This window comes from Paenibacillus sp. VCA1, assembly GCF_031583795.1.
GTDB classification, from domain to species: Bacteria; Bacillota; Bacilli; order Paenibacillales; family Paenibacillaceae; genus Paenibacillus_AQ; species Paenibacillus_AQ albilobatus.
Genome location: NZ_JAVLSX010000003.1, coordinates 493,654 through 516,085, shown reverse-complemented (window position 1 = coordinate 516,085; position 22,432 = coordinate 493,654). Strand labels below are relative to the sequence as shown.

Sequence of the window (22,432 nt, the reverse complement as noted above, 5' to 3'; positions counted from 1 at the left end):
AGACTTCTTCCCCTCGCCCTTTTTTGCGTTTTCGGATGGTTGCGGTGTCGCGTACGTTTAATTTTAGGAGGATCAATTATGACTGAATATCTCATCCGCCGCTTGCTGCAATCCATATTGGTATTGTTTTTGGTTTCGGTGGCTGCATTTGGCTTGATGCATGCTGCACCGGGCGGTCCAACCCAAATGATGATTTCACCAGGACTTTCGCCTGAGACCGCAGCGATTCAAAAGCATAATCTGGGTCTGGACAAACCAGTGCCTACGCAATACGTTATTTGGCTAAAAAACATGTTAAAAGGCGATATGGGATATACGTTTAAAAACAATGTTCCTGTTGGCGACGTGATTTGGCCTGCAGTAAAAAACACGCTTGTATTGATGTCTTTTTCCTGGGTTTTAAGTTTGATCATCGCCATTCCTTGGGGGATTTATAACAGTACCCGCGAATACGGCTTGTCTGACCAGACGGCCAACTTCGTCACTTATATCGGCTTTGCGATGCCAACCTTCTGGTTCGGTATCATTTTGCAGGAGTTTTTCTCACTGAAATTGGATTGGTTGCCGCTCTCGGATATGTACTCGATGGATAAGCAAGGGAATATCGGCAACCTGTTTATGCACTTGATTTTGCCTTCAACCGTGCTGGTTCTCGTCAATTTGGCCGGTTATGTCAAATACTCCCGTTCAAGCATGCTGGAGGTATTGGAGCAGGATTATATCCGTACCGCTCGCGCGAAGGGTGTTCCTGAACGTAAAGTTATTTTCCGTCATGCGCTCCGCAATGCACTAATTCCGATCATTACAGTATTAGGTATGGACCTGGCAAACCTCGTCGCGGGGGCCGCCCTCACGGAAAACGTATTTAACTGGCCGGGGATGGGGCGTTTGTTCGTCGATATGGCAAGGTCCCGCGAATATTCGGTGCTGATGGCCATTACGATGATTACCGCCGTGGCGGTTGTGCTTGGCAACCTGATAGCTGATATTCTTTATAAATTGGTAGACCCACGAGTTCAAATCGGACGCAAAGGAGGAAAAGCTTAATGAGCGACATGAATGCCGCAACCGCTCCGAACGTACAGCCGGCAGACCCAATGGCACCGGAAAACGCACCGCTTCCTCCCGCTAAAAGACCCCCAGGGCCGTGGAAGCTCGTGTGGCAAAAATTTTCGCATAACCCATATGCAATGACCGGTCTTGTCGTCTTGCTGATTTTTGTCCTTGTTGCCATTTTTGCAAAACATGTCGCCCCGTTTGATCCGGCGAAAGTCGACATGATGAACTCCAACTTGAAGCCGGGATCGGGCAAACATTTGCTTGGAACGGACGAGCTGGGCCGGGATATTTTTTCCCGTCTCGTATACAGCAGCCGCATCTCGCTTATGGTTGGTTTTTCCGTAGCTGTTATCGCTGTATTTCTGGGCTCGCTCATCGGCGCGATTTCCGGTTATTTCGGCGGTTGGGTCGACACGATTTTCATGCGTCTGATCGACGTCATGATCTCGCTGCCGGGTTTGTTCATCAACATCTTGGTTATGGCTATTTTCGGAACGAAAATGCTTTACCTCATATTAATATTGGCGCTGACAAGCTGGACCGGGGTTGCCCGCCTCGTGCGGGGACAATTCCTGCAGCTGCGCGAAATGCAGTATGTCGAAGCGGCCAGAGCCACCGGGGTTTCCAGTTGGGGCATCATTTTCCGGCATTTGCTGCGCAATGCAAGCTTCCCGATTATCGTTAACGCCACGCTGATGGTCGGCGGTGCCATCTTGTCCGAATCCGGTTTGTCATATTTGGGCCTCGGCATCCAAATGCCGCAAACAAGCTGGGGGATTATGCTGAGCAATTCGCAGGAATTCATGCTGATCAATCCGATGCTGGCGGTGTATCCGGGTCTGTGTATCCTGATTGTCGTGCTGGCCGTTAACTTCATTGGAGACGGGATCCGTGACGCCCTTGATCCAAGACAGAAAAAATCCCGGAGGAGGTTAGCAAAATGGCGGAAAAACTTCTCGAAGTCCGGAATCTGACCACAGGCTTTTTAACGGAAAAAGGTTTAGTCAAAGCAACGGACCGCATCTCTTTGACGATCGAAAAAGGGAAGACGCTTTGTCTCGTCGGCGAGTCCGGCAGCGGCAAAAGCGTCACCTCGATGTCGATTATGCGTTTGATCGATTATGCCAACGGCGTCATCCTTGAAGGCAGCATCAATTTTAAGGGCGAAGACCTGGCAAAGAAAAAGCAAGAGGAACTGAGAAATATCCGCGGGAACAAAATCTCGATGATATTCCAGGATCCGATGTCGGCGCTGAATCCGGTGTTAACCGTCGGCGAACAAATCGCCGAAAGCCTGCGCCTTCACCAAAATAAATCCAAGGATGAAGCTTGGAAAGAAGCCATCGAGCTGCTGAGAATGGTCGGCATTCCTTCGCCGGAAATCCGTGCCAAGCAGTATCCGAACCAGCTCTCCGGCGGGATGTGTCAGCGCGTCGTCATCGCGATCGCCTTGGCTTCCAAACCGGAGCTTCTGATCGCCGACGAACCGACGACCGCGCTCGACGTAACGGTACAGGCGCAAATTTTGGATTTGCTGCAAGATTTGAAAGAAAAACTCGGCACTTCGATTCTGCTCATCACTCACGATATGGGCGTGGCGGCCGAAATGGCCGACCATATCGCGGTCATGTATGCAGGTGCGATCGTAGAGCAGGGAACGGTCGAAGAAATCTTCTCGAATCCGTCCCATCCGTATACGGTTGGCCTCTTGCAATCCATTCCGGGATTCGAAGGCACGCGCGGCGGCGAATTGTACACGATCAAAGGTACGATTCCGGCGCTGGGCAACCTTCCGCAAGGCTGCCGCTTTAATCCGCGCTGTCCGCATGTTATGGACAAATGCCGCCAAGTCGAGCCTGGAGACATCCAAGTCGGTGACGAGCATTACGCAAAATGCTGGCTGTTCGAAGAAAAGGGCAAAGCAGCCGTAGCCGGGAAAGGGGAAAACATCCATGGCTAAAAATTTGGTGGAAGTCAACAACGTCAAAAAATATTTCCCGATCCATAAAGGGCTGTTGAATCGCGTCGTCGGCAACGTCAAGGCGGTGGATGACGTATCGCTTACGATCCGCGAAGGCGAAACTTTCGGTCTCGTAGGCGAATCCGGCTGCGGCAAATCGACGCTCGGACGGGTTATTCTACGCTTGCAAAGCGCGACCGAAGGCTCCGTGAAAATCAACGGCCGGGACGTTCATGCATTGAGCAACCGCGAGCTGAACAAAATGCGCGAAGAAATGCAGATTATTTTCCAGGATCCGTTCGGATCGCTGAATCCACGTTTCCTCGTCAAGGACGTCATCGGCGAACCATTGAAGATTCATACGAAAATGTCCGCCAAAGAAATCGATGCGCGCGTCGTGGAACTGATGGAAATGGTCGGTCTGGATCCAACCCGCCGCAACCGTTACCCGCATGAATTTTCCGGCGGTCAGCGCCAGCGGATCGGGATTGCCCGGGCCATCGCGCTCAAGCCGAAATTTATCGTTGCGGACGAAGCGGTATCCGCCCTCGACGTGTCGGTGCAATCGCAGGTGATCAACCTGCTTATGAAGCTGCAGAAGGAAATGGGACTAACCTTCCTGTTTATCGCGCACGGCTTGAACGTCGTTCGCCACATTTCCGACCGCGTCGGCGTCATGTATTTAGGTAAAATGGTTGAAGTCGGCGAAACGGAAAGCTTGTACGCCGAGCCTTTGCATCCGTACACGGCTGCGTTGCTGTCGGCCATTCCAAAGCCGTCGCCAACGAAAAAACGCAGCCGGATCGTGCTGCAGGGCGACGTGCCTTCGCCGGCTAACCCGCCGTCAGGCTGCCGTTTCCATACCCGCTGCCCGTTTGCGCAGGAAAAATGCAGCCAGGTAGAACCGAAACTTCAAGAAGTGAAGCCGGGCCGCGAGGTGGCGTGCCACTTCCCAATCGGCGTCGAAGGCGGCTCCGACCTCAGCAGTTTAAATCGGTAATCAAACGCGCAATGTCTGACAAGACATTCTTTAAGGAAGGATTGGGGTCCTCCTGAGCGTCGAGTTAAAAAACGAAATGTTCGCACGCAGCCTTGTGCCGGTGGTAACCGGTGCAGGGCTGTTTTTATGATAGAGGAAAGACAACCTCATATTATATAAGTAGAGATTTATCTCAGGCAAAAGGTTGCCGAAGCGATCCGGCGGCCTTTTTCTCATGTGAGCGGATGATCGCGGCAAAACTGTACATTTTTAACGGCAAAGGAACCTTTTTTTCATGAATCGGCACCGTTCGGCGGTTTCTTTTTATAAAAATACCGTTTACAATGATAATGTCGTTTATCTTTGCCTAAACGGATTTTCTTTTGATTAAACGCGTCAAGAAACAGGGATCCGTTTATATAAGGAAAGGAGGCGAAAGGCTCCCGTTTTTGCTTGAGTTAGCGCTTTTATTCTAATCGAAGAAGGAATCATTGAATGAAAAAGAGAACAAAAATATATATATCCATCGCCGTAATCGTTCTTCTGATTGCAGGAAGCTCTTACGTTTTCCGCAAGCAGCTGGCGGTTATGGCATTTGACATGTTTCTTTCGAAACGGGTGGAGAGCTCGCTTCAAAAAGCGTATCAGCCGCTGGAGTCCAAAGACAATGGGCCGACCAAACCCGCCGAACCGGTGGTTTATCAGAACAAGCCTTTTTCGGTTTTGCTCCTTGGCTCCGACCAGCGTAAAGACGAACCTGCGCGTTCCGATACGCTGATATATGCCGTTGTGCGTCCAAAAGACTCCAAAGTGCTGCTGATTTCCATTCCAAGGGATACCTACACGGAGATTATCGGCAAGGGGAAAAAGGATAAGATCACGCATGCCTACGCATTCGGCGGACAGCAGATGTCGAAGGATACCGTCGAGGCGTTCCTCAATCACGATGTGGACTATTACGCTACGATCAATTTCCAAGGATTAAAGGATGCCGTCAACGCGCTTGGCGGGGTTGAGCTGCCGATTCAGAAGGATATCGTGAACAAAGGCCGCGATCATGAGAAATTCACCGTTAAGGCCAACAAGCCCATTTATGACGGCGAGGAAGCTTTGAATTACGTGCGCTACCGGGAGGACAGCGATTTTAACCGTACGAAGCGCCAGCAGGTGTTTTTGGATGCGGTGGCGAACCGGATGCTGCATCTCAATCAGATCTCCAAAATTCCCGAGCTGCTCGACATTATGGGCGACAACTTCCAAACGGATATGCAGCCCAAGTTCATTATCGATCTGGCCAAACAGATTTTGACCGGTTCGGAGGCCCAGATTACCAGCTATACGATTATGGGCGAAGGCATGAAAATCGACGGGATTTATTACGACAAGCCGATTCGGAAAGACGTGGAGAAAGCGAAGGCGCTCATTGACAACTGGGAGAATCCCGACACGCCTACCGATCAGCTGATGCTGCCGAATGATACGGAAGAAGACGCAGCAAAATGAGAACCACCGCTTCGCGGCGATCTCTCGCAAAATAAGACGCGGCAGACGGACTTTTACCCACTGTTTATAAGATCGGCAGCCACAGGTGCGGCTGCTGATTTTGTGTCCTCCTGAAACAATCGCAGGGTTAAAACCGTATGAAGACGAGGGGAGCCGGAAGAAGGATAGAGGAGGATAACCGACATGAACATCGCTTTTTTTCTGCTGCCTAAACAGGAAGTCGTGACCGTGACGACGGACTCGACGCTGAGGCAGACGCTCGAAAAAATGGAATACCACAGGTACACGGCGGTGCCGATCCTGGGTAAGGACGGAATCTACGCAGGGACGGTAACCGAAGGCGACCTGCTATGGCATATGAAAAACTCGGGCGGAAAAATCAATTTCGAGAATGCGTCCAAGTTTTTGCTGAAGGACGTGCCGCTCAAAATGAACAATAAGCCGGTGTCGATCGACGCCAACATGGAAGATTTGATCAATCTGGCCAAAGTGCAAAATTTCGTGCCGGTCGTGGACGACATGAACCGTTTTATCGGGATCGTCCGCAGAAGCCAGATCATCGAATATTGCGAACGATTTGTGTCCAAAGAATCGATCAATTCGGTATAAGTTCTGTTTTTAGGGCATTATGATTGTGTTTTATGGCCGGCTTCAAATTTGAATTTTGCAAAAGCTGCGATTACCTAAGAGCCAAAAGGCATAGAATTATAAAAAGACCTGCTTTTCAGGAAGACGATTGAGCAGGTCTTTTTGACAATATCAGAAGGTTAGGGAAGTACGACGATAGACGTTTTTCCAATAATATCAGAAGGCGTAACCTGGTTGTTTGACGCAGTTTCCTGGCAGCAAGAGGCTGGGGAACCGTTTTTCGTGAGCGGTACTCTTTTATGCTATAATGGAGAATAAAGCTTTTTCAGGGAGTGTGAGCTTCAGAATATGCCTAAGGATTTGGATGTAGCCAAACGCGCCAAGGTGATCGAATGGCTGAAAACCGAAGTAGTGGACCATGTATCGAGGCTGTTCAAGGCATTGTGGGAAGGCAGCACAACCCGGGTTGGCGACAGTCTCGCAAGTTTGATTATGAGCTCTTACATATTGGCCCGCAGGCTAGGTATGTCTTACAAGGACCTGGATGATTTGTTGATCGATAAATTAAAGAAACACAAACAGGAAGGCCACCAGCTAGAGGACTGGTATCAGGATATTTCCGCGCTCGAAGAACATATGCGTAAGAGGTGAAGACATTGAAAATGCGCTGGACATCGGTAGTATGGAGCGTCGTTTATTTGCTTCTGCTGCTTTCCTTGCTTTCTCCTTTATCGATCGTGACGGTGTTTTTCCTCATCTTGCCCGCCACGATTCTTTTTGCAACGTTAAGTACTAGATCATTTCTGCTTCATGTACTTCCGGTTTGGCTGATCGCTTTTATCATTCATCCGGTAAATTTGCTTCTCGCCGTCTATTTCGTCATTCCGGCGCTTGTCATGGGGTGGGCTTACAAGAAAAAAATGCCCGCGCTGCGAACGTTGATGAGCGGGGCCGGGACGATTTTGGCCGAAATGCTGGTATTGCTGCTGATCGGCACCGTTTTTTTGAATTTCGATTTATCCAGCTACGTGCATGACATTGTAAAAATGACGATGTCCCCGCTGAAAGATGTCGGCGGGAACAATCCGCTCGTCAACGACATGACGTGGACCCCCGAGCAGATGCAGATGTTGAGCAATGCGACGATGCAAATGATTCCGTTTGCCATGATCGTCAGCTCCTTTATGATGGCTGTCATTACGCATTCGCTGGCGCGTCCGATCATTGAAAGCACGGCATTCCATGTTCCCAAGCTGAAGCCTGCGCGGGAATGGATGCTGCCGCGGTCCTTGATCTGGTATTATTTGATCGGAGTCATCATTGAAGTATTCGCCCGCCGTGGGGACAGTCCGTTTCTGACGATGATTTCAGCGAATCTGGTGCCGCTGCTTCATATTTGTTTCATGATCCAAGCCATCGGTTTTTTCTATTATCTCGGGCATTCGAGAAAATGGCATCCGATCGTGCCGCTTCTCATGACGATTCCGATCCTTCTCTTTCCGCCGATGCGGATTATCGGGATTTTGGATTTGGCATTTCCGCTGCGTCAATTTATGACTAAATCAAAACGTTAGGGTGGGAGTCATGCCTAAATTTCTACAACAGCGCTGGCACGGCTATTATACCGTCTGGGCGTTTATGCTGATGCTGCTTTTGGTCATTATCGTGACCCGGTACAATTGGCCGCTTGGAATCATAAGCCTCATACTTGTGGCGGCGTTATGCTACCTGTTGCTGAAAGCGGAAATGCGTTATAGAAAAAACCTGTTGGAATATATCAACGGCTTGTCCTTCCGCGTCAAAAGGGTGGAAGGCGAAGCGATCAGCGCCTTGCCGTTTGGGATCGTGCTTTACGGCGAGGACAAGGCGGTCGAATGGAATAACCGCTACGTATGCAAAATATTCGGCCAAAAAACGCTTGTCGGCATGTCGCTCCAGGAACTGTTCCCGTCGCTCACATCCGTGTTAAACGAAAAAAAGGAAGGGCATAAAGACGGGCACCGGGAAAGCGGCAAAGACGGGTCGAAGCAGATCCACACCGAAATCAAAATCGGGGAGTCCCATTTCCATCTGATGCTGAACTTGGAAGAGCGCCTGATTTATTTGTACGACATCACCGAAATGGTGGCTTTGCGTGAAAAATACGAAGCCGAAAAACTGGCGCTCGGCATCATTATGATGGATAATCTCGATGAAGCCGCACAAGGGATGGATGATCAGCAGCGGACCACATTGATTGCGAAGGTCACCGCGGAGATTACGGAATGGGCGAGACAATACGGCGTGTACTTGCGGCGGCTGTCATCGGACCGGTATTTGATGATGCTTAATTACCAGTCGCTGCAGGAGCTGGAAAAAAGCCGCTTTGTCATTTTGGACGAAGTAAGGGAAATGACCGCCGAGTTGAAGGTGCCGATGACGCTTTCCATCGGGCTGGGCTTCGGCTCGGAAAGCATCACCGAGCTTGGGGAGCTGGCGCAGTCCTCGCTGGACATGGCGCTGGGACGCGGCGGCGACCAGGCGGCGGTCAAAGCGGGGCAGCGTCTGTCCTTCTATGGCGGCAAATCGAATGCCGTTGAGAAGCGCACCCGGGTACGGGCCCGGGTCATCGCCCATGCGCTGCGCGATTTGATGCAGGAAAGCGACAAGGTCCTTATCATGGGCCACAAAATGCCGGATATGGACGTCATCGGCGCTTCCATCGGCGTGCTCAAGGCGGCCCAAATGTACAATGTCGAGGCGTACATCGTGCTGCCGGGAAGAAACCCGTCCATCGACCGGATGATGGATCAGGTTCAAAAGGACGAGAAACTGTTCGAGCGTTTCATTTCGCCGGAGCAGGCGCTCGCCCTGCTGGGACCGCATAGCTTGCTCGTCATCGTGGATACCCATAAAGCTTCCATGACGATGGAGCCGAAGCTCGTGCAGAATGCGAGCCGGGTCGTCGTCGTCGACCATCACCGCCGCGGCGAGGAGTTCATCAACGATGCGGTGCTGGTGTACATGGAACCGTACGCTTCGTCGGCGTCGGAGCTCGTGACCGAGCTGCTTCAGTACATTCACGAGAAAGTCCAGCTCACCCCGATGGAGGCGACGATGCTGCTCGCCGGCATTACGGTGGACACGAAGCATTTTGCGCTTCATACCGGATCGCGTACGTTCGAGGCGGCAGGGTTCCTGCGCCGCAGCGGTGCGGACACGATTCAGATTCAGCGGATGCTGAAACAAGATTTACAGGAATATCTGGCAAAGTCAGAAGTCATCAAGCATGCTAAAATGGTATATGATCATATCGCTCTTGCGGTGACCGAACCCGGGACCGTCATTCCGCAATTGCTCATCGCCCAGGCGGCCGATACGCTGCTTAATATGACGGACGTGGTTGCATCGTTCGTCATCAGCGAACGGCCTGACGGCTTGATCAGCATCAGCGCGCGTTCGCTGGGCCGGATGAACGTCCAGGTCGTCATGGAAAGGCTTGGCGGCGGCGGCCATTTGACGAATGCAGCCGTCCAACTGAAGGGTACCGTGGAGGAAGCCGAACAGAAGCTGCTTGAGGTTCTTTCGCAAATCGAGGAGAAAGAGGGGTTGTTCGAATGAAAGTCATTTTTCTGCAAGACGTAAAAGGTCAAGGTAAAAAAGGTCAAATCAAGGAAGTATCCGAGGGATACGCAAGCAATTTCCTGCTGCCGCGCGGATTGGCGCGCCTGGCGACGGATGGCAATATGAAGACGCTCGAAAACCAAAATGCAGCCGAGCAAAGACGCAAGGAGCAGGAAAAAATCGATGCGCAGGAGCTTGGCAAAAAGCTCGAAGAGATGACGGTGCAGCTGAAAGCCAAAGCCGGCGAAGGCGGCCGCCTGTTCGGCGCCATTACGAGCAAGCAAATCGCCGAGGCGCTTGCCGCCCAAGGCATTAAAATCGATAAACGGAAAATCGAACTCGAAGAACCGATCCGCCACCTGGGCGTTACGCAGATGACCGTCAAGCTGCACCCTGAAGTGAAAGTGACGCTGAAGGTTCAGGTTACGGAGGAATAAGATGGGCGGAGAGCTCTTTTTCGACCGGGTTCCCCCGCAGAATCTGGAGGCGGAGCAGGCGGTTCTAGGGGCCATTCTGCTGCAGAGCGAAGCGATGATCACCGCGATGGAGCGGGTGCAGCCGGAGGATTTCTACGACGCGTCACATCAGCTGATTTATGAAGCGATGATCCAGCTCGGAGAAGAGAATCAGCCAATCGATTTGGTTACACTGACTTCACGGCTCCAGGATAAGGGGCAGCTGGAGGATGTGGGCGGCGTCAGCTATTTGGCCAAGCTTGCCCATGCCGTACCGACGGCGGCCAACGTGGAGTATTATGCGCAGATTATCGAAGAGAAATCGATGCTGCGCCGCTTGATCCGGACCGCGACGCAAATCGTCAGCGAAGGCTACAGCGGCGGCGAAGACGTTTCCGGCATGCTCAGCGACGCGGAGCGCCGGATTCTCGAAATTTCCAACCGTCGGACAGGCAGCGGCTTTGTTGCGATCCGCGACGTGCTGATGGAAGTGTTCGACCGCGTGGAGGTTCTGAATCAGCAAGGCGGCAGCACAACCGGCATTCCGACCGGCTTTGTCGATTTGGACAGAATGACGAACGGTTTCCAGAGGTCAGACCTTATCATCGTGGCGGCCCGTCCTTCCGTCGGGAAAACGGCGTTTGCCCTGAACATCGCCCAGAACGTTGCTGTACGGGCCAAAGAAACCGTAGCGATTTTCAGCCTGGAGATGTCCGCACCGCAGCTGGTCAACCGTATGATTTGCGCCGAGGCGAACCTGGATGCCAACCTGATGCGTACGGGCGATTTCAAAACCGACGAGGATTGGGCCAAGCTGACGATGGGGATCGCCTCGCTTGCCGAGGCCGAAATTTATATCGACGATACACCCGGCATTACGGTAGCCGACATTCGCTCGAAATGCCGCCGGCTGAAGAAGGAAAAAGGCCTCGGCATGATCGTCATCGATTACCTGCAGCTTATTCAAGGACGCGGCAAACCCGGCGAAAACCGGCAGCAGGAGGTATCGGAAATTTCCCGTACCCTGAAGCAAATCGCCCGTGAGCTGATGGTGCCGGTCATCGCCTTGTCCCAGCTGAGCCGGGGCGTCGAGCAGCGCCAGGATAAACGTCCGATGATGTCCGACCTTCGGGAATCCGGTTCGATCGAACAGGATGCCGATATCGTTGCTTTCCTTTACCGTGACGATTACTACAATCAGGAAACGGAAAAGAAGAACATTATCGAGATCATTATCGCCAAGCAGCGTAACGGCCCCGTCGGCACGGTGGAGCTGGTCTTTATGAAAAACTTCAACAAATTCGTCAATTACGAGCGGAACCATGCGGAGCCATTCGCCATGTAGCGCTGGTGGCATAGAAACCAAAGCTCCTATATCTGGAACACGGGCCGCATGCAATCTCCCGAACTTATCGATAAATATATTTCCATTTCCGAACAATCGCTCATACCTATGAGCGATTGTTCGCTTTTTATTTGACTTTAAAAATGGGGACTGTTACACTGATAATGCTGCCTTGTGCAGTTAAACTTACTTAAGAATATGCATAGAGATTCCATTTTTCGTGCAAAATTCATAGGAATTATTAAAATGAGGTGCGCTTTTTGCACCAAGCGGGGGAATGAAAATGTCAACAGTAGTCGTTGTGGGAACACAATGGGGAGACGAAGGCAAAGGCAAAATCACGGACTTTCTCGCGGAAAGCGCCGATGTAGTAGCCCGGTATCAGGGCGGCAACAATGCCGGACATACCATTCTGATTGACGGTAAAAAATATAAGCTGAGCTTGATTCCATCCGGCGTATTTTATTCCGACAAGATCTGCGTCATCGGAAACGGGATGGTTATTAATCCGGCTGCACTTATTGAAGAGATCAATTACATTCACGATAACGGTTTTACGACCGATAATCTGGTCATTAGCGACCGCGCGCATGTCATTATGCCGTACCATCTGGTATTGGACGGATTGGAAGAGGACCGTAAAGGCCCGAACAAGATCGGAACGACACGCAAAGGGATCGGCCCTTGCTATATGGATAAAGCGGCGCGCAACGGCATCCGGATCGCCGATTTGATGGACGCTGAGGAATTCGAGACGAAGCTGCGTCATCTGATGAAGGAGAAAAACCAAATCATTCAGCAGGTTTACGGCGGGGAACCGCTTGACGTGGAAGAAGTGCTGAAGCAGTATCTGGAATATGCGGAATTCATCCGCAAATACGTGACCGACACATCGGTCGTGCTGAACGATGCGATCGACGAAAACCGCAAAGTGCTGTTCGAAGGCGCGCAAGGCGTCATGCTCGATATCGACCAAGGGACATATCCGTATGTTACTTCTTCGAACCCATCGGCCGGCGGCGTCTGCATCGGCTCCGGCGTAGGTCCTTCGCGCATCAACCAAGTCATCGGGGTAGCCAAATCCTATACAACCCGTGTAGGCGACGGCCCGTTCCCGACGGAACTGAACAATGAAATCGGCGATTTCATCCGCGAAAAAGGACATGAATACGGCACCGTCACCGGACGCCCGCGCCGGGTCGGCTGGTTCGACAGCGTCGTGGTGCGCCATGCCCGCCGCGTCAGCGGTTTGACCGGCTTGTCTTTGAACTCCCTGGACGTATTGACGGGGCTCGATACCGTTAAAATCTGCACCGGATACAAATACCGCGGCGAAATCATCACGCATTACCCTGCAAGCCTGAAAATGCTTGCGGAATGCGAGGCGGTATACGAAGAAATGCCGGGCTGGCACGAAGACATCTCCGAGGCGAAAACGCTCGAGGATCTGCCGGAAACGACACGCAATTACGTCAATCGCGTATCCGAGCTGACAGGCATCCCGATCGCCATTTTCTCCGTGGGACGCAACCGCAGCCAGACGAATCAAGTTCTGCCAATCTATTAATTGAGCGGCGAGCAGTGCGCCGCGGTACCGGATCGTTCTTCCGATCGTTGTCGCTTGTAAGGACCGATTCTGTACCGCCGCCTTTTCCCTGCCGCCTCTGTCAGATAAGCCCGCTTGCCGGAAAACCCCGGTAAGCGGGCTTTTTTCTTGCCCGAATGGATTAAAAGCAGCGGTAACCCGTCAATACTTCTAGTAACAGGATTTTGCAAATTTTTCGTCATAGATTGATGTTTATCTTTCTATACCTGCAATCATCCTAGGAAGGTGCATAAAAGGAGGAAGACCTACATGAAATTGACGCGGTGGCTGCTCAAAACGGTGCTGACGGTGCTTTTGATCAGCGGCCTGACCATTATGACGACCGGACTGATCGTAAACAGCTACGTGCAATCGCTGCTGTCCAGTTTTAACATTACGCTGGAGGGCCAGTCCTTTGGTTTTGGAAGCATGGTGAAAGGTTTGTTCGGCTTTAAGAGCGGAAACAGCGAGGATAAGGAAGCGGAGCAGGAGAAAGCGGCCAAGACGCCGGAAGAAACGGATTCCAAAGCATCTTCCGACGCCAGTGATTCTTCATCGGGATCCGGCAGCGGCACGGATTCATCCGGCAGCGGCGCCGCGGAAAACCGAGAGGCGCCCGACCATGCATTCCCCGTCATGGGGGGAGGCGTATCCGGGGATTCGGGGACGGGCAGCGCGTCGACACCTGCAGAAGGGCAGGCGGGCAGTACGGATGCCGCTCAAACGAAACGGGAGCTTACCGGCAGCGAGAAGGAACAAATCTTCAACATGCTAATCACGAAGCTGCCCCCGGCGGAACTTCAAAAAATTTCCAGCGCGATGGAGGACGGATTGTCCGAAGACGAGCTAAAAACGATTGAAGCGTCGATCACCCGATATTTAAGCGCGGAGGAGTACGATTCCCTGAAACGGATGTTGGAACCGTAATCCGGTTAAAAAGGTTGTTTTTTTGTTACCCACTTTTTCTTTCCCGGAGAATAACATATCCCGCAAGCCCGCTATCCAGCGGGTTTTTTTGCTAATTGCGTAAAGTTGAATTGTTAACGGAGCTTATGTTAAAGTATACGAGGGTGTAAAAAGGTGTCAAAATTTTAACCTTTTTGTCGATAAACATCGATTAGGCCACCGATACGCAAAGCATAAGGGAGAGTACAATGAAAGGTTCTAAAGATTTTCGCCACGCGGAAGAGACGCAGGTAGAGGCTACATCGACGGTGCAGGCTTCCGGGCACGCAGAACAAGACATAGACCATTCTAGCCCTGCAGAGCCGAAGCGGCAGCGGTGGAGCGCTGCCCGAAAGTGGATCGCGGGAACGGCAGGAGCGGCGGTTGTCATAGCCGGCCTTGTGTTTGCCGGAAACCAGTACGTCGATGCCCAAACGGTCCCTTACTATCATGTCTACATACATGGAGAAGAAATCGGAACGATTGACGATCCGGCACGGCTCGAACAACTATACAGCCAGAAACGGCAGGAATATCAGAATAAATATCCGGATGTGGCGATGAAGCTGCATACCGAGGGAATTACGACGAAGCTGGAGAAAGGCTTTAAGGCCGAACCGAACACCCGGGAAACGATGGACAAGCTGAGCGGGAAACTGAAAGCTTATGCGGAAGGCGTGGAGCTGAAGGTAAACGGCAAAGTGGTCGGTATCGTAAAAGACCAGGCAACGGTGAATGCCGCGTTGGAACGGGTCAAGCTGAAATTTGCGCCGCAAACGGCGGCTTCGGGCGCTGGCGGGGCAACGGCGAAAAAGCTGGCCGCAAGCGGAAAGGCGCTGCCACAGAAAACCGCCGCCCAACCGGCGGTCAAATCGGTACGGATCGAGGAGAAGGTGACTTCGGCCCCCGTGCAGACCGATCCGAATAAAATACTGACTGCGGAGGAAGCAGCCAAGATGCTGACGACGGGCCAGGAAGCTCCGCTCGTTTATACGGTTCAGGAAGGCGACACGATCAGCTCGATCGCCAAAGAGTTTCACGTAACCCAAAAGGAGATTTTTGCGAACAACCCTCAGGTGAAGGAAAAATACATGCAGATCGGCGATCAGCTGAAGCTGACCGTGCCGAAGCCGCCTTTGACCGTCACGACGGTGGAAAAGGTATCCGAACAGGTGGCAACGGCGCCGGACATCGAAATCCGCAAGTCCAAAGACCTTCCGGCAGGCAAAAGCAAGGTCGTCCGTCCCGGCCAGGAAGGGCTCAAAGTCATGAACTACGTCGTGACGAAGCAAAACGGCAAAGTCGTGGATGAGCAGTGGGTCGGACAGACGGTCATCAAGCCTTCGCTCACGGAAGTCGTGCTTCAAGGAACGAAGGTTCCCGGGAAGGGTTCGGGACGTTTCGCCTGGCCGGTCAGCGGCGCCAACATCTCCAGCTCTTACGGTACGCGCTGGGGGCGGATGCATAAAGGCATCGACATCGTGTCGGGCAACCGGACCATCAAAGCGGCCGACGACGGCACCGTCACGTTTACCGGGCAGATCAGCGGTTACGGCAATGCGATCATCATCAGCCACGGCAACGGATATGAAACGCTGTACGGGCATCTGAGAAGCATTTCGACGCATGCCGGGGCGCGCGTGGACCAAGGGGACGCAATCGGCATCATGGGCAGCACCGGCCATTCGACCGGCACCCATTTGCATTTTGAAATCCATAAAAACGGCTCCATTCAAAACCCGATGAAATATTTGAATTAATCGGCAGCAGAATCATGCAATTTTGCAATCATCATGCACATTCATCGCAAATCTGAATTTATACGGGATCGGCACTGTCTCTTACGGAGGCGGTGCCTTTTCGCTTCCATCAAGATTTTGGGGATGTTCCCGGCGATGAACAGGATGTGGCGCGAAGCCAGGTATGGTAAAATGGGAAAAGGACTGTACAAGCACTGACGAACGGGGTGAAAGGCGGATGCAGGGAACCATTTTGGTAGTGGATGACGAACAGCCCATTGCCGATATTTTGAAATTTAATTTGGAAAAAGAGGGATATGAGGTCATTTGCACCTTTGACGGCGTCAGCGCGGTTGAAATGGCCTTGACCACCCAACCCGACCTGATGCTGCTTGATTTGATGCTGCCGGGCAAGGACGGGATGGACGTCTGCCGCGAGGTGCGCGCGCAAGGGCTTCACATGCCGATCATCATGCTGACGGCAAAGGACGGCGAAATCGACAAGGTGCTGGGACTCGAGCTTGGGGCGGACGATTACGTCACGAAGCCGTTCAGCACGCGCGAGCTGCTGGCCCGGGTGAAGGCGCAAATGCGGCGCCAGACGAAGACGCCGGGGACCGAAACGGCAGCCGTGGCGGCGCTGGAAACGAAGCAGGGGATTCAGCTGTTTGACCTTTTTATAGATACGGACATGTATTTGGTATATAAAGACGGCGAGGCGCTGGATTTGACGCACCGGGAATACGAGCTGGTGTATTATCTGGTGAAAAACGCCGGGAAAGTGATGACGAGAGAGCATCTGCTGCAGGCGGTGTGGGGCTTTGAATATTTCGGGGATGTCCGGACGGTGGATGTCACGATTCGAAGGCTGCGGGAAAAAATCGAGGAAAATCCGAGCAGACCGGAGTATATTTTGACGCGCCGGGGCCTCGGCTACATGATGCGCAGTCCCAAAAACGGAGGCCTGTAAATGAAGTGGACCTCCTTTTTCCGCACCATTCAGGCGAAGCTGATCATTATTTATGTGCTGCTCATTTTGATCGCCATGCAGTTGATCGGCGTATATTTCGTGAGCGCCATGAAAAACTCGCTGACCCGGAATTTCACCCAAGATTTGCAGGAGAGAGCGGAGCTCTTGTCTGTGCTGGCTGCGGAGAAACTGGAGAGCGCCGCCGATACGGGGGAAAACAATTCCGTTGAAACCCTGGGGCCGATCGTGACGAACCTCTTTAATATGGACGGGGCGGAAATTCAGGTGTTGGATGCAAGCGGCAAGGTATTGATTACGTCCAATCAGTCGCATATGGACATCATCGGCCGCAAAAACACCCAAACCGTGGTCAGCCGTGCCCTTCAAGGCAGCAAAGACAACGAGGAATACGTCATCGACGAGGATAACGTCCGGAAGAAGGTCGTGGCCAAGCCGGTGTTCAACAAGGGCAAAATCATCGGGGCGGTGTATATCGTCGCTTCGATGAAGGAGCTGTATACGACGATGGGGCGGGTCAACAACATCTTCATTTCGGGCATCCTGCTGGCGCTGGGGCTCACGGCGGTGCTCGGGGTCATTCTGGCGCATACCATCACGCATCCGATCAAGGAAATGACAAGGCATGCGACCGCGGTCGCCGAAGGCAAATTCGATCTGAAAATGCCCGTCTTCGGCAACGACGAAATCGGGCAGCTGAGCGAAGCTTTTAACTATATGACGACCCGCCTTCGGGAAGCGCTGCTCGTCAACGAGGAGGAGAAGGAGAAGCTGGCCTCCATTTTGACCAACATGAGCGACGGCGTGATCGCGACGGATGAAGCGGGTCGCATCATTTTGATGAACCGCCGCGCGGCGGCGATTTTGAACGTGGATGAAGAAGAGGTATCCGGTTCCGCCATCGCCGAGGTGCTTGGGCTAAGCGAAGAACAGACGCAAATGTTCACGGAAGGAACATACGTGACGATGCTGCTGCAAATGAGCCAGGAGGCGGACCGCTCCTATATGATCCGGGTGACCTTTACGCCGATCCACCGCCGGGAGGTGGGCATTACGGGAACGATCGCCGTGCTTCAGGACGTTACCGAACAGGAAAAGCTCGAGGCGTCGCGCCGCGAATTCGTCGCAAACGTCTCGCATGAGCTGCGGACGCCGCTGACGACGATCAAAAGCTACACCGAAGCGCTCGATGACGGCGCGCTTGACGACCCGCCGCTCGCTTCGCGGTTCGTGGGCGTTATCCAGAATGAAACCGGCCGGATGATCCGGCTCGTGACCGATTTGCTCCATCTGTCCAGACTGGACAGCAAAGAAGCGCTGATGCGCAAACAGCCGACGGATGTGATGGAGATGCTGGAGGATGTGGCCGACCGGTTTTCTTTCCAAATGCAGCAAAAGGACATCGGGTCCGAAGTGAAAGTGGCGGCCGGGCTTCCCAAAGCGCTTTGCGACCGCGACCAAATCGATCAGGTGCTCGATAACTTGGTGTCCAATGCGCTTAAATATACGCAGCCCGGCGGCAGCATTGCGATGGGCGCCATGGAAGCGGCTGGCGGCATGCTGGCCATCACCGTTCAGGATACGGGAATCGGGATTCCGAAGAAGGACCTGGACCGGATCTTCGAACGCTTCTACCGGGTGGACAAAGCCCGCTCGCGCAGCATGGGCGGCACCGGGCTTGGACTGTCGATTGCGAGGGAGATCGTCATGGCGCACGGCGGTACCATATCGATTCAATCGGAGTTCGGTCAGGGCACGAAAGTGACGTTTACGCTGCCGCTCGCGGAAGACGACGAGGGGGTGGCATCATGAAGGAACGGATGAAATCGCTCCTGCTGCTTCTTCTCGTCGCGTGCAGCCTGGTGCAGAGTTATTACCTCATATACCGTCTCCCGGGGAGCGACTCGGCGGCCAAAGCGACCAATACCTATATCAAGACGGATAATATGGGCCCGCAGCAGCGGGTCGAGAACCTGGTGTACCCGGATAAGATGCTGATTCATATGGGGGATGGCAAACACACCGTATTTTATCCGAACTCGACGTTTTATAAATTGATTTACACGCGCCTCAAGGGACGCAGCTTCGAAAATTTCCAGCGGGAATCGGTGGACAACATCGACTGGAACAAGGTCCGGAGCGAAAACCCCGGCATTGAGCTGACGTTTGGTACGGGAATCCCGGTATCGCTGCTGGAGCGCGTGATGCAGATCCAGCCGGATGCTTTGTTTCAGGCGGAACGCATCAACCGGATCTGGATCTACAACACGCCTAGCGACTCGAAAACGCATGCGCTGTTTTTCAGCACGCAAGGCGACGTGATGTACGAGGCGGCCAAGGTCGACTTGACCGTGCAGGACGTACAGCAGCACGTGGACTTCGGCAAGAGCTGGATTCCTTACGCGATGCAGGACGGCGGCGCTTATTACGTGCCGGAAAAACCGGTCGACATCGTGGAGGCGACCCTCGAAATCGGCTCGTACACGGTAGCGCAGATGCAGCAAAGCCTGTTTTTCGACCCGGGTATCACCCGGTACATTCAGGAAAAGGACGGCTCGGAAATTTACACCGACTCGAAACGCAGCCTTCAGGTGCGCCAGGAGCAGAAATGGATGAGTTATACCGATCCGGCCGCCCCTCCGTCCGGGGAGAGCAGCGACAGCAAGGATATTTTGGCGGCTGTAGACTTCGTCAACGAGCACGGCGGCTGGAACGGTGAATACCGCCTGGACTTGTCCAGCACCGGAGCGGGACAGAATCAGGTTATGTTCCAGCAGTATTACGGTTCTTTTCCGGTTTTGGATACGCTGAACTTCCATTATGGCAGAATGAAGCTGGACCTGCAGCAGGGCAACGTGTCCGCTTATGAGCGTTCGCTCATTTATATGAAGCCGGGGCAATCGAAGCAGGTGCGGAAGCTCCCCGCCGGGAACAACCTGAAGGCGATGCTGCTTGCGATCGGCAAGGATTCGCCGGTTGAGGACCTGTACCCTGCTTATTTGCCGAAGCTGGATGCGGGCAAGCTGAAGCTGACCCCGGTCTGGGCGGTCAAGCTGGCAAACGGGCAGATCCGGACGATCCGATAGCTCGCGCATCATGGCCGTGCTATCGAATTCGCTGCGGACGGACACCTGGCCGGACAATCGGCAGCTTTAGCTTTAACGTAGAAGACGGGCTTTGCGATTTGAAATGCGAAGAAAGCTCCATAACGACCAAGGAGGCGAAACGATGGATTGGGGACGTGCCAAAAACGTGCTGATATACGCTTTTTTGCTGTTGAACCTGGTGCTCGGATACCAGCTGTGGATCGACATGCGCGAGCAGGCCGACACCAGTCTGGATTTCGCCTCCTTGTCGGAGAGCACGCAAAAGGTAATGAAGGAAAAATCGATCCAGCTGTTATGCCAAATTCCAAGCATGACGCCGCAGCTGCCGAAGATTACGTATCAATACGCAAACGGGGAAAGCGTCGGGCGGCGGGTGACGCTGGAGGGGCATATCGAAAGCCAGCTGATTTTTAAGGAACGGGATTTGGTCAATGCGTTGAAACCTTCGATCCCGGACATTGCAAACTACCAGTATGACGCCCAGGCCAGCGAATACATGACCAAAAGCGAGCTGGAACGCGTCAAAGAGGCCGGCGCCGCCGGGCGGTTCGTCATGCATGCGCTTGTGGACCGCAAATGGCCGCTGTTTAACGATCAGCTGGAGCTGTATTACAGCGAGCAGCGGATCATATCCTACCGCCAGTCGCCGATCGAGATTACCGCGGCGGACGACGAAGAGCAGCAAAAAATGATGCCGGCAAGCAACGCGTTGAAAACGCTGGTCGAGCGGCATATCCCGGCGGGATCGGCGATCAAGGACATTCAGCTTGGGTATTACGGGCAAGTCTACAATTCGGAAAGTCAGGTAGCCGCCCCGTCGTGGCGGTTCACATTGGAAAACGGGGAAATGTATTACGTTCAGGGCATCAGCGGAGATGTCACGGTAACCAGTCCGAAAACGGAGAAAGAAAAGGAGTAACGGGAATGGGGATATCTTTTACAGTGCTGTCCAGCGGTTCGACGGGGAACGCGACGGTCGTCAGAAACGAAGAAACGACGCTGATGATCGACGCGGGCCTAAGCGCCAAACGGATTGACGAGCTTTTGCAGGAGCGGGACGTCACGGGGGAGGAAATCGACGGGATTTTAGTCACCCACGAGCATTCCGACCATATCAAAGGCCTTGGCGCCGTGGCGCGCAAATACGATCTGCCGATCTATGCGAACGAGAAGACGTGGGAGGCGATGGAGAAGTCCATCGGCAAAATCGCGGAGGAAAACCGGGTCGTGCTGGGTACCGGGGAGGTCCGGGACTTCGGCTCGCTGCGGGTGGAATCGTTCGGCATTTCGCATGATGCGGCCGAGCCGGTAGGATACTGCTTTTACGACGGAGATGAAAAATTGAGCGTGGCGACCGACCTCGGCTACATGAGCGATAAGGTGAAGCAGGCGATCAGCGATTCGAACGTGCTCGTGCTGGAGTCGAACCATGATATCGAGATGCTGCGGATGGGCCGGTACCCTTGGAATATTAAACGCCGCATATTGGGCGACATGGGGCACTTGTCCAACGTGGATGCCGGCGAAGCGCTCAGCGAGCTGCTGACCGGCGACCTGAAGCGGACTTACCTGGCCCATCTCAGCCGCGACCATAACATGATGGATCTGGCCAAAATGACCGTGCGCGACAGCATGGAGGAACGGGGCTGTTTTTACAAAGACAGCGAATTTAAATTATGCGATACGTATTATGACCGTCCTACACCGTGGGATAAGGTGAGCGAACCATAAACTGGTCGAGCTCCGCCGCTTTTTTCTCCACCTCATCGCGGGTGAGAATGCCCTTGTCGACAAGCAGCTCGATGATCGTGCTTAAGGCAAGGGTATTGCGGTAATGCTCGTCTTTCAAATCTCCAAGCTTGGCCATCAACTGCACATAGTCCATACCGGACGGAAACCGCTCTATCATTTTATTTCTCCTCCTTATTTCGTTTTGAACATGATTCGTTCAGAATGCCGCTTTTCAATCTTTATTGCTAGTTTTTCCAAAAACAAGAAGATTGATTCCACAAAACACCAGCGTTCGTTTTCGATTTCAAATAGGCCCGCAGGCCTCGATATGGTACAATGGTCAGTACCGGAAAAACGTGAAATGCCTTGCAGCAACTGGGCTGACGGCGCCAAGGTTCCATCCGTATTTTGGTAAAAGGGTGAGGCCGTTTTGCCGCAGAATTGCCATGATCATCAGGTATGCTTAGGTAGGCAGGCAGGATGTTTTTCTCTTTTATTCTAGTAGTCGACAGCCGGAAATATTCCTATTTTTGAAGAAAACGTTTTACGATGGCCGATCTTTGCCGCAAAAATTTCGGGCATTTGTGCTTGAGGGGGCTTTTTTGTGGTGATAGAAAAATAAAGGGAAGACGAAACGCAACCTTTGCAGCCATCGGTTAGTTTAAGATATATGGGAGCCTAACTTTCAAGAACATGCAGCCTTGTATCCCGAGACAAATATTGGCTTAAAACGGCCTGTTTTCATTTGTAGGACCTTCGCTCGACATCATCATGCGAATGGAGACTTTTGCACTACAGAAAAAACGGCGCCGAAAAGGTAATCTTGAGGTATAGAACGTCGGTTG

20 protein-coding genes are annotated in these 22,432 nt (G+C 52.8%); 19 read left to right on the top strand and 1 reads right to left on the bottom strand.

The genetic code is table 11. The annotated features are described in order from the left end of the window. The first annotated feature begins 78 nt into the window (after nt 1-78). The 19 genes from RJP21_RS08900 to RJP21_RS08810 all read left to right on the top strand — a co-directional run bounded on the left by RJP21_RS08900 (nt 79) and on the right by RJP21_RS08810 (nt 21,587). The gene (locus RJP21_RS08900; protein WP_160043044.1) at nt 79-1,047 is read left to right on the top strand and encodes an ABC transporter permease; all 969 of its coding nucleotides are present in this window, start codon (nt 79-81) and stop codon (nt 1,045-1,047) included. Further along, a complete protein-coding gene (locus RJP21_RS08895; RefSeq protein WP_373309253.1) occupies nt 1,047-2,033 on the top strand; it encodes an ABC transporter permease in 987 nt (328 codons plus the stop codon). The genes RJP21_RS08900 and RJP21_RS08895 overlap by 1 nt, the downstream gene beginning before the upstream one ends. Next, a complete protein-coding gene (locus RJP21_RS08890) occupies nt 2,000-3,019 on the top strand; it encodes an ABC transporter ATP-binding protein (RefSeq protein WP_310858966.1) in 1,020 nt (339 codons plus the stop codon). Before RJP21_RS08895 ends, RJP21_RS08890 begins: the two co-directional genes overlap by 34 nt. After that, entirely contained in the window at nt 3,012-4,019 is a 1,008-nt protein-coding gene (locus RJP21_RS08885; protein WP_160043042.1) for an ABC transporter ATP-binding protein, read from the top strand. The genes RJP21_RS08890 and RJP21_RS08885 overlap by 8 nt, the downstream gene beginning before the upstream one ends. Nucleotides 4,020-4,493: 474 nt before the next feature. After that, on the top strand, nt 4,494-5,501 hold the full coding sequence (locus tag RJP21_RS08880; protein ID WP_310858965.1) for an LCP family protein: 1,008 nt from the start codon (nt 4,494-4,496) through the stop codon (nt 5,499-5,501). 183 nt (nt 5,502-5,684) lie between these two features. Beyond that, the gene (locus tag RJP21_RS08875; RefSeq protein WP_310858964.1) at nt 5,685-6,110 is read left to right on the top strand and encodes a CBS domain-containing protein; all 426 of its coding nucleotides are present in this window, start codon (nt 5,685-5,687) and stop codon (nt 6,108-6,110) included. Nucleotides 6,111-6,437: 327 nt separating this feature from the next. After that, the gene (locus RJP21_RS08870; RefSeq protein ID WP_160043039.1) at nt 6,438-6,740 is read left to right on the top strand and encodes a MazG-like family protein; all 303 of its coding nucleotides are present in this window, start codon (nt 6,438-6,440) and stop codon (nt 6,738-6,740) included. A gap of 11 nt (nt 6,741-6,751) precedes the next feature. Next, nucleotides 6,752-7,663, top strand: a complete 912-nt coding sequence (locus RJP21_RS08865; protein ID WP_310859012.1) for a DUF2232 domain-containing protein — start codon at nt 6,752-6,754, stop codon at nt 7,661-7,663. A gap of 10 nt (nt 7,664-7,673) precedes the next feature. Beyond that, nucleotides 7,674-9,689, top strand: a complete 2,016-nt coding sequence (locus RJP21_RS08860; RefSeq protein WP_310858963.1) for a DHH family phosphoesterase — start codon at nt 7,674-7,676, stop codon at nt 9,687-9,689. Then, on the top strand, nt 9,686-10,129 hold the full coding sequence (gene rplI, locus RJP21_RS08855) for a 50S ribosomal protein L9 (protein ID WP_160043036.1): 444 nt from the start codon (nt 9,686-9,688) through the stop codon (nt 10,127-10,129). Before RJP21_RS08860 ends, rplI begins: the two co-directional genes overlap by 4 nt. A gap of 1 nt (nt 10,130) precedes the next feature. Then, entirely contained in the window at nt 10,131-11,492 is a 1,362-nt protein-coding gene (dnaB, locus tag RJP21_RS08850) for a replicative DNA helicase (protein ID WP_310858962.1), read from the top strand. A 283-nt stretch (nt 11,493-11,775) separates the two neighbouring features. Then, nucleotides 11,776-13,059 carry an adenylosuccinate synthase gene (locus tag RJP21_RS08845; protein ID WP_160043034.1) on the top strand — a complete coding sequence of 428 codons (1,284 nt, stop codon included), beginning with the start codon at nt 11,776-11,778 and terminating at the stop codon, nt 13,057-13,059. A gap of 288 nt (nt 13,060-13,347) precedes the next feature. Then, nucleotides 13,348-14,004, top strand: a complete 657-nt coding sequence (locus RJP21_RS08840) for a hypothetical protein (RefSeq protein ID WP_310858961.1) — start codon at nt 13,348-13,350, stop codon at nt 14,002-14,004. A gap of 227 nt (nt 14,005-14,231) precedes the next feature. Then, nucleotides 14,232-15,782, top strand: a complete 1,551-nt coding sequence (locus RJP21_RS08835; protein WP_310858960.1) for a peptidoglycan DD-metalloendopeptidase family protein — start codon at nt 14,232-14,234, stop codon at nt 15,780-15,782. A gap of 217 nt (nt 15,783-15,999) precedes the next feature. After that, nucleotides 16,000-16,731 carry a response regulator YycF gene (gene yycF, locus RJP21_RS08830; protein ID WP_160043031.1) on the top strand — a complete coding sequence of 244 codons (732 nt, stop codon included), beginning with the start codon at nt 16,000-16,002 and terminating at the stop codon, nt 16,729-16,731. Beyond that, nucleotides 16,732-18,561: a cell wall metabolism sensor histidine kinase WalK gene (walK, locus tag RJP21_RS08825; RefSeq protein WP_310858959.1), complete on the top strand. Its 1,830-nt coding sequence runs from the start codon at nt 16,732-16,734 to the stop codon at nt 18,559-18,561. Further along, nucleotides 18,558-19,835: a YycH family regulatory protein gene (locus RJP21_RS08820; protein WP_310858958.1), complete on the top strand. Its 1,278-nt coding sequence runs from the start codon at nt 18,558-18,560 to the stop codon at nt 19,833-19,835. Before walK ends, RJP21_RS08820 begins: the two co-directional genes overlap by 4 nt. A 142-nt stretch (nt 19,836-19,977) precedes the next feature. Then, nucleotides 19,978-20,775, top strand: coding sequence for a two-component system regulatory protein YycI (gene yycI / locus RJP21_RS08815; RefSeq protein WP_160043028.1), 798 nt, complete (start codon nt 19,978-19,980; stop codon nt 20,773-20,775). A 5-nt stretch (nt 20,776-20,780) separates the two neighbouring features. Further along, nucleotides 20,781-21,587 (top strand): MBL fold metallo-hydrolase, encoded by an 807-nt coding sequence (locus RJP21_RS08810; RefSeq protein WP_160043027.1) that lies wholly within the window; start codon nt 20,781-20,783, stop codon nt 21,585-21,587. Here the strand turns inward: RJP21_RS08810 and RJP21_RS08805 are convergent. After that, entirely contained in the window at nt 21,556-21,765 is a 210-nt protein-coding gene (locus tag RJP21_RS08805) for a hypothetical protein (RefSeq protein ID WP_201452173.1), read from the bottom strand. The genes RJP21_RS08810 and RJP21_RS08805 overlap by 32 nt on opposite strands. Nucleotides 21,766-22,432 lie beyond the last annotated feature (667 nt).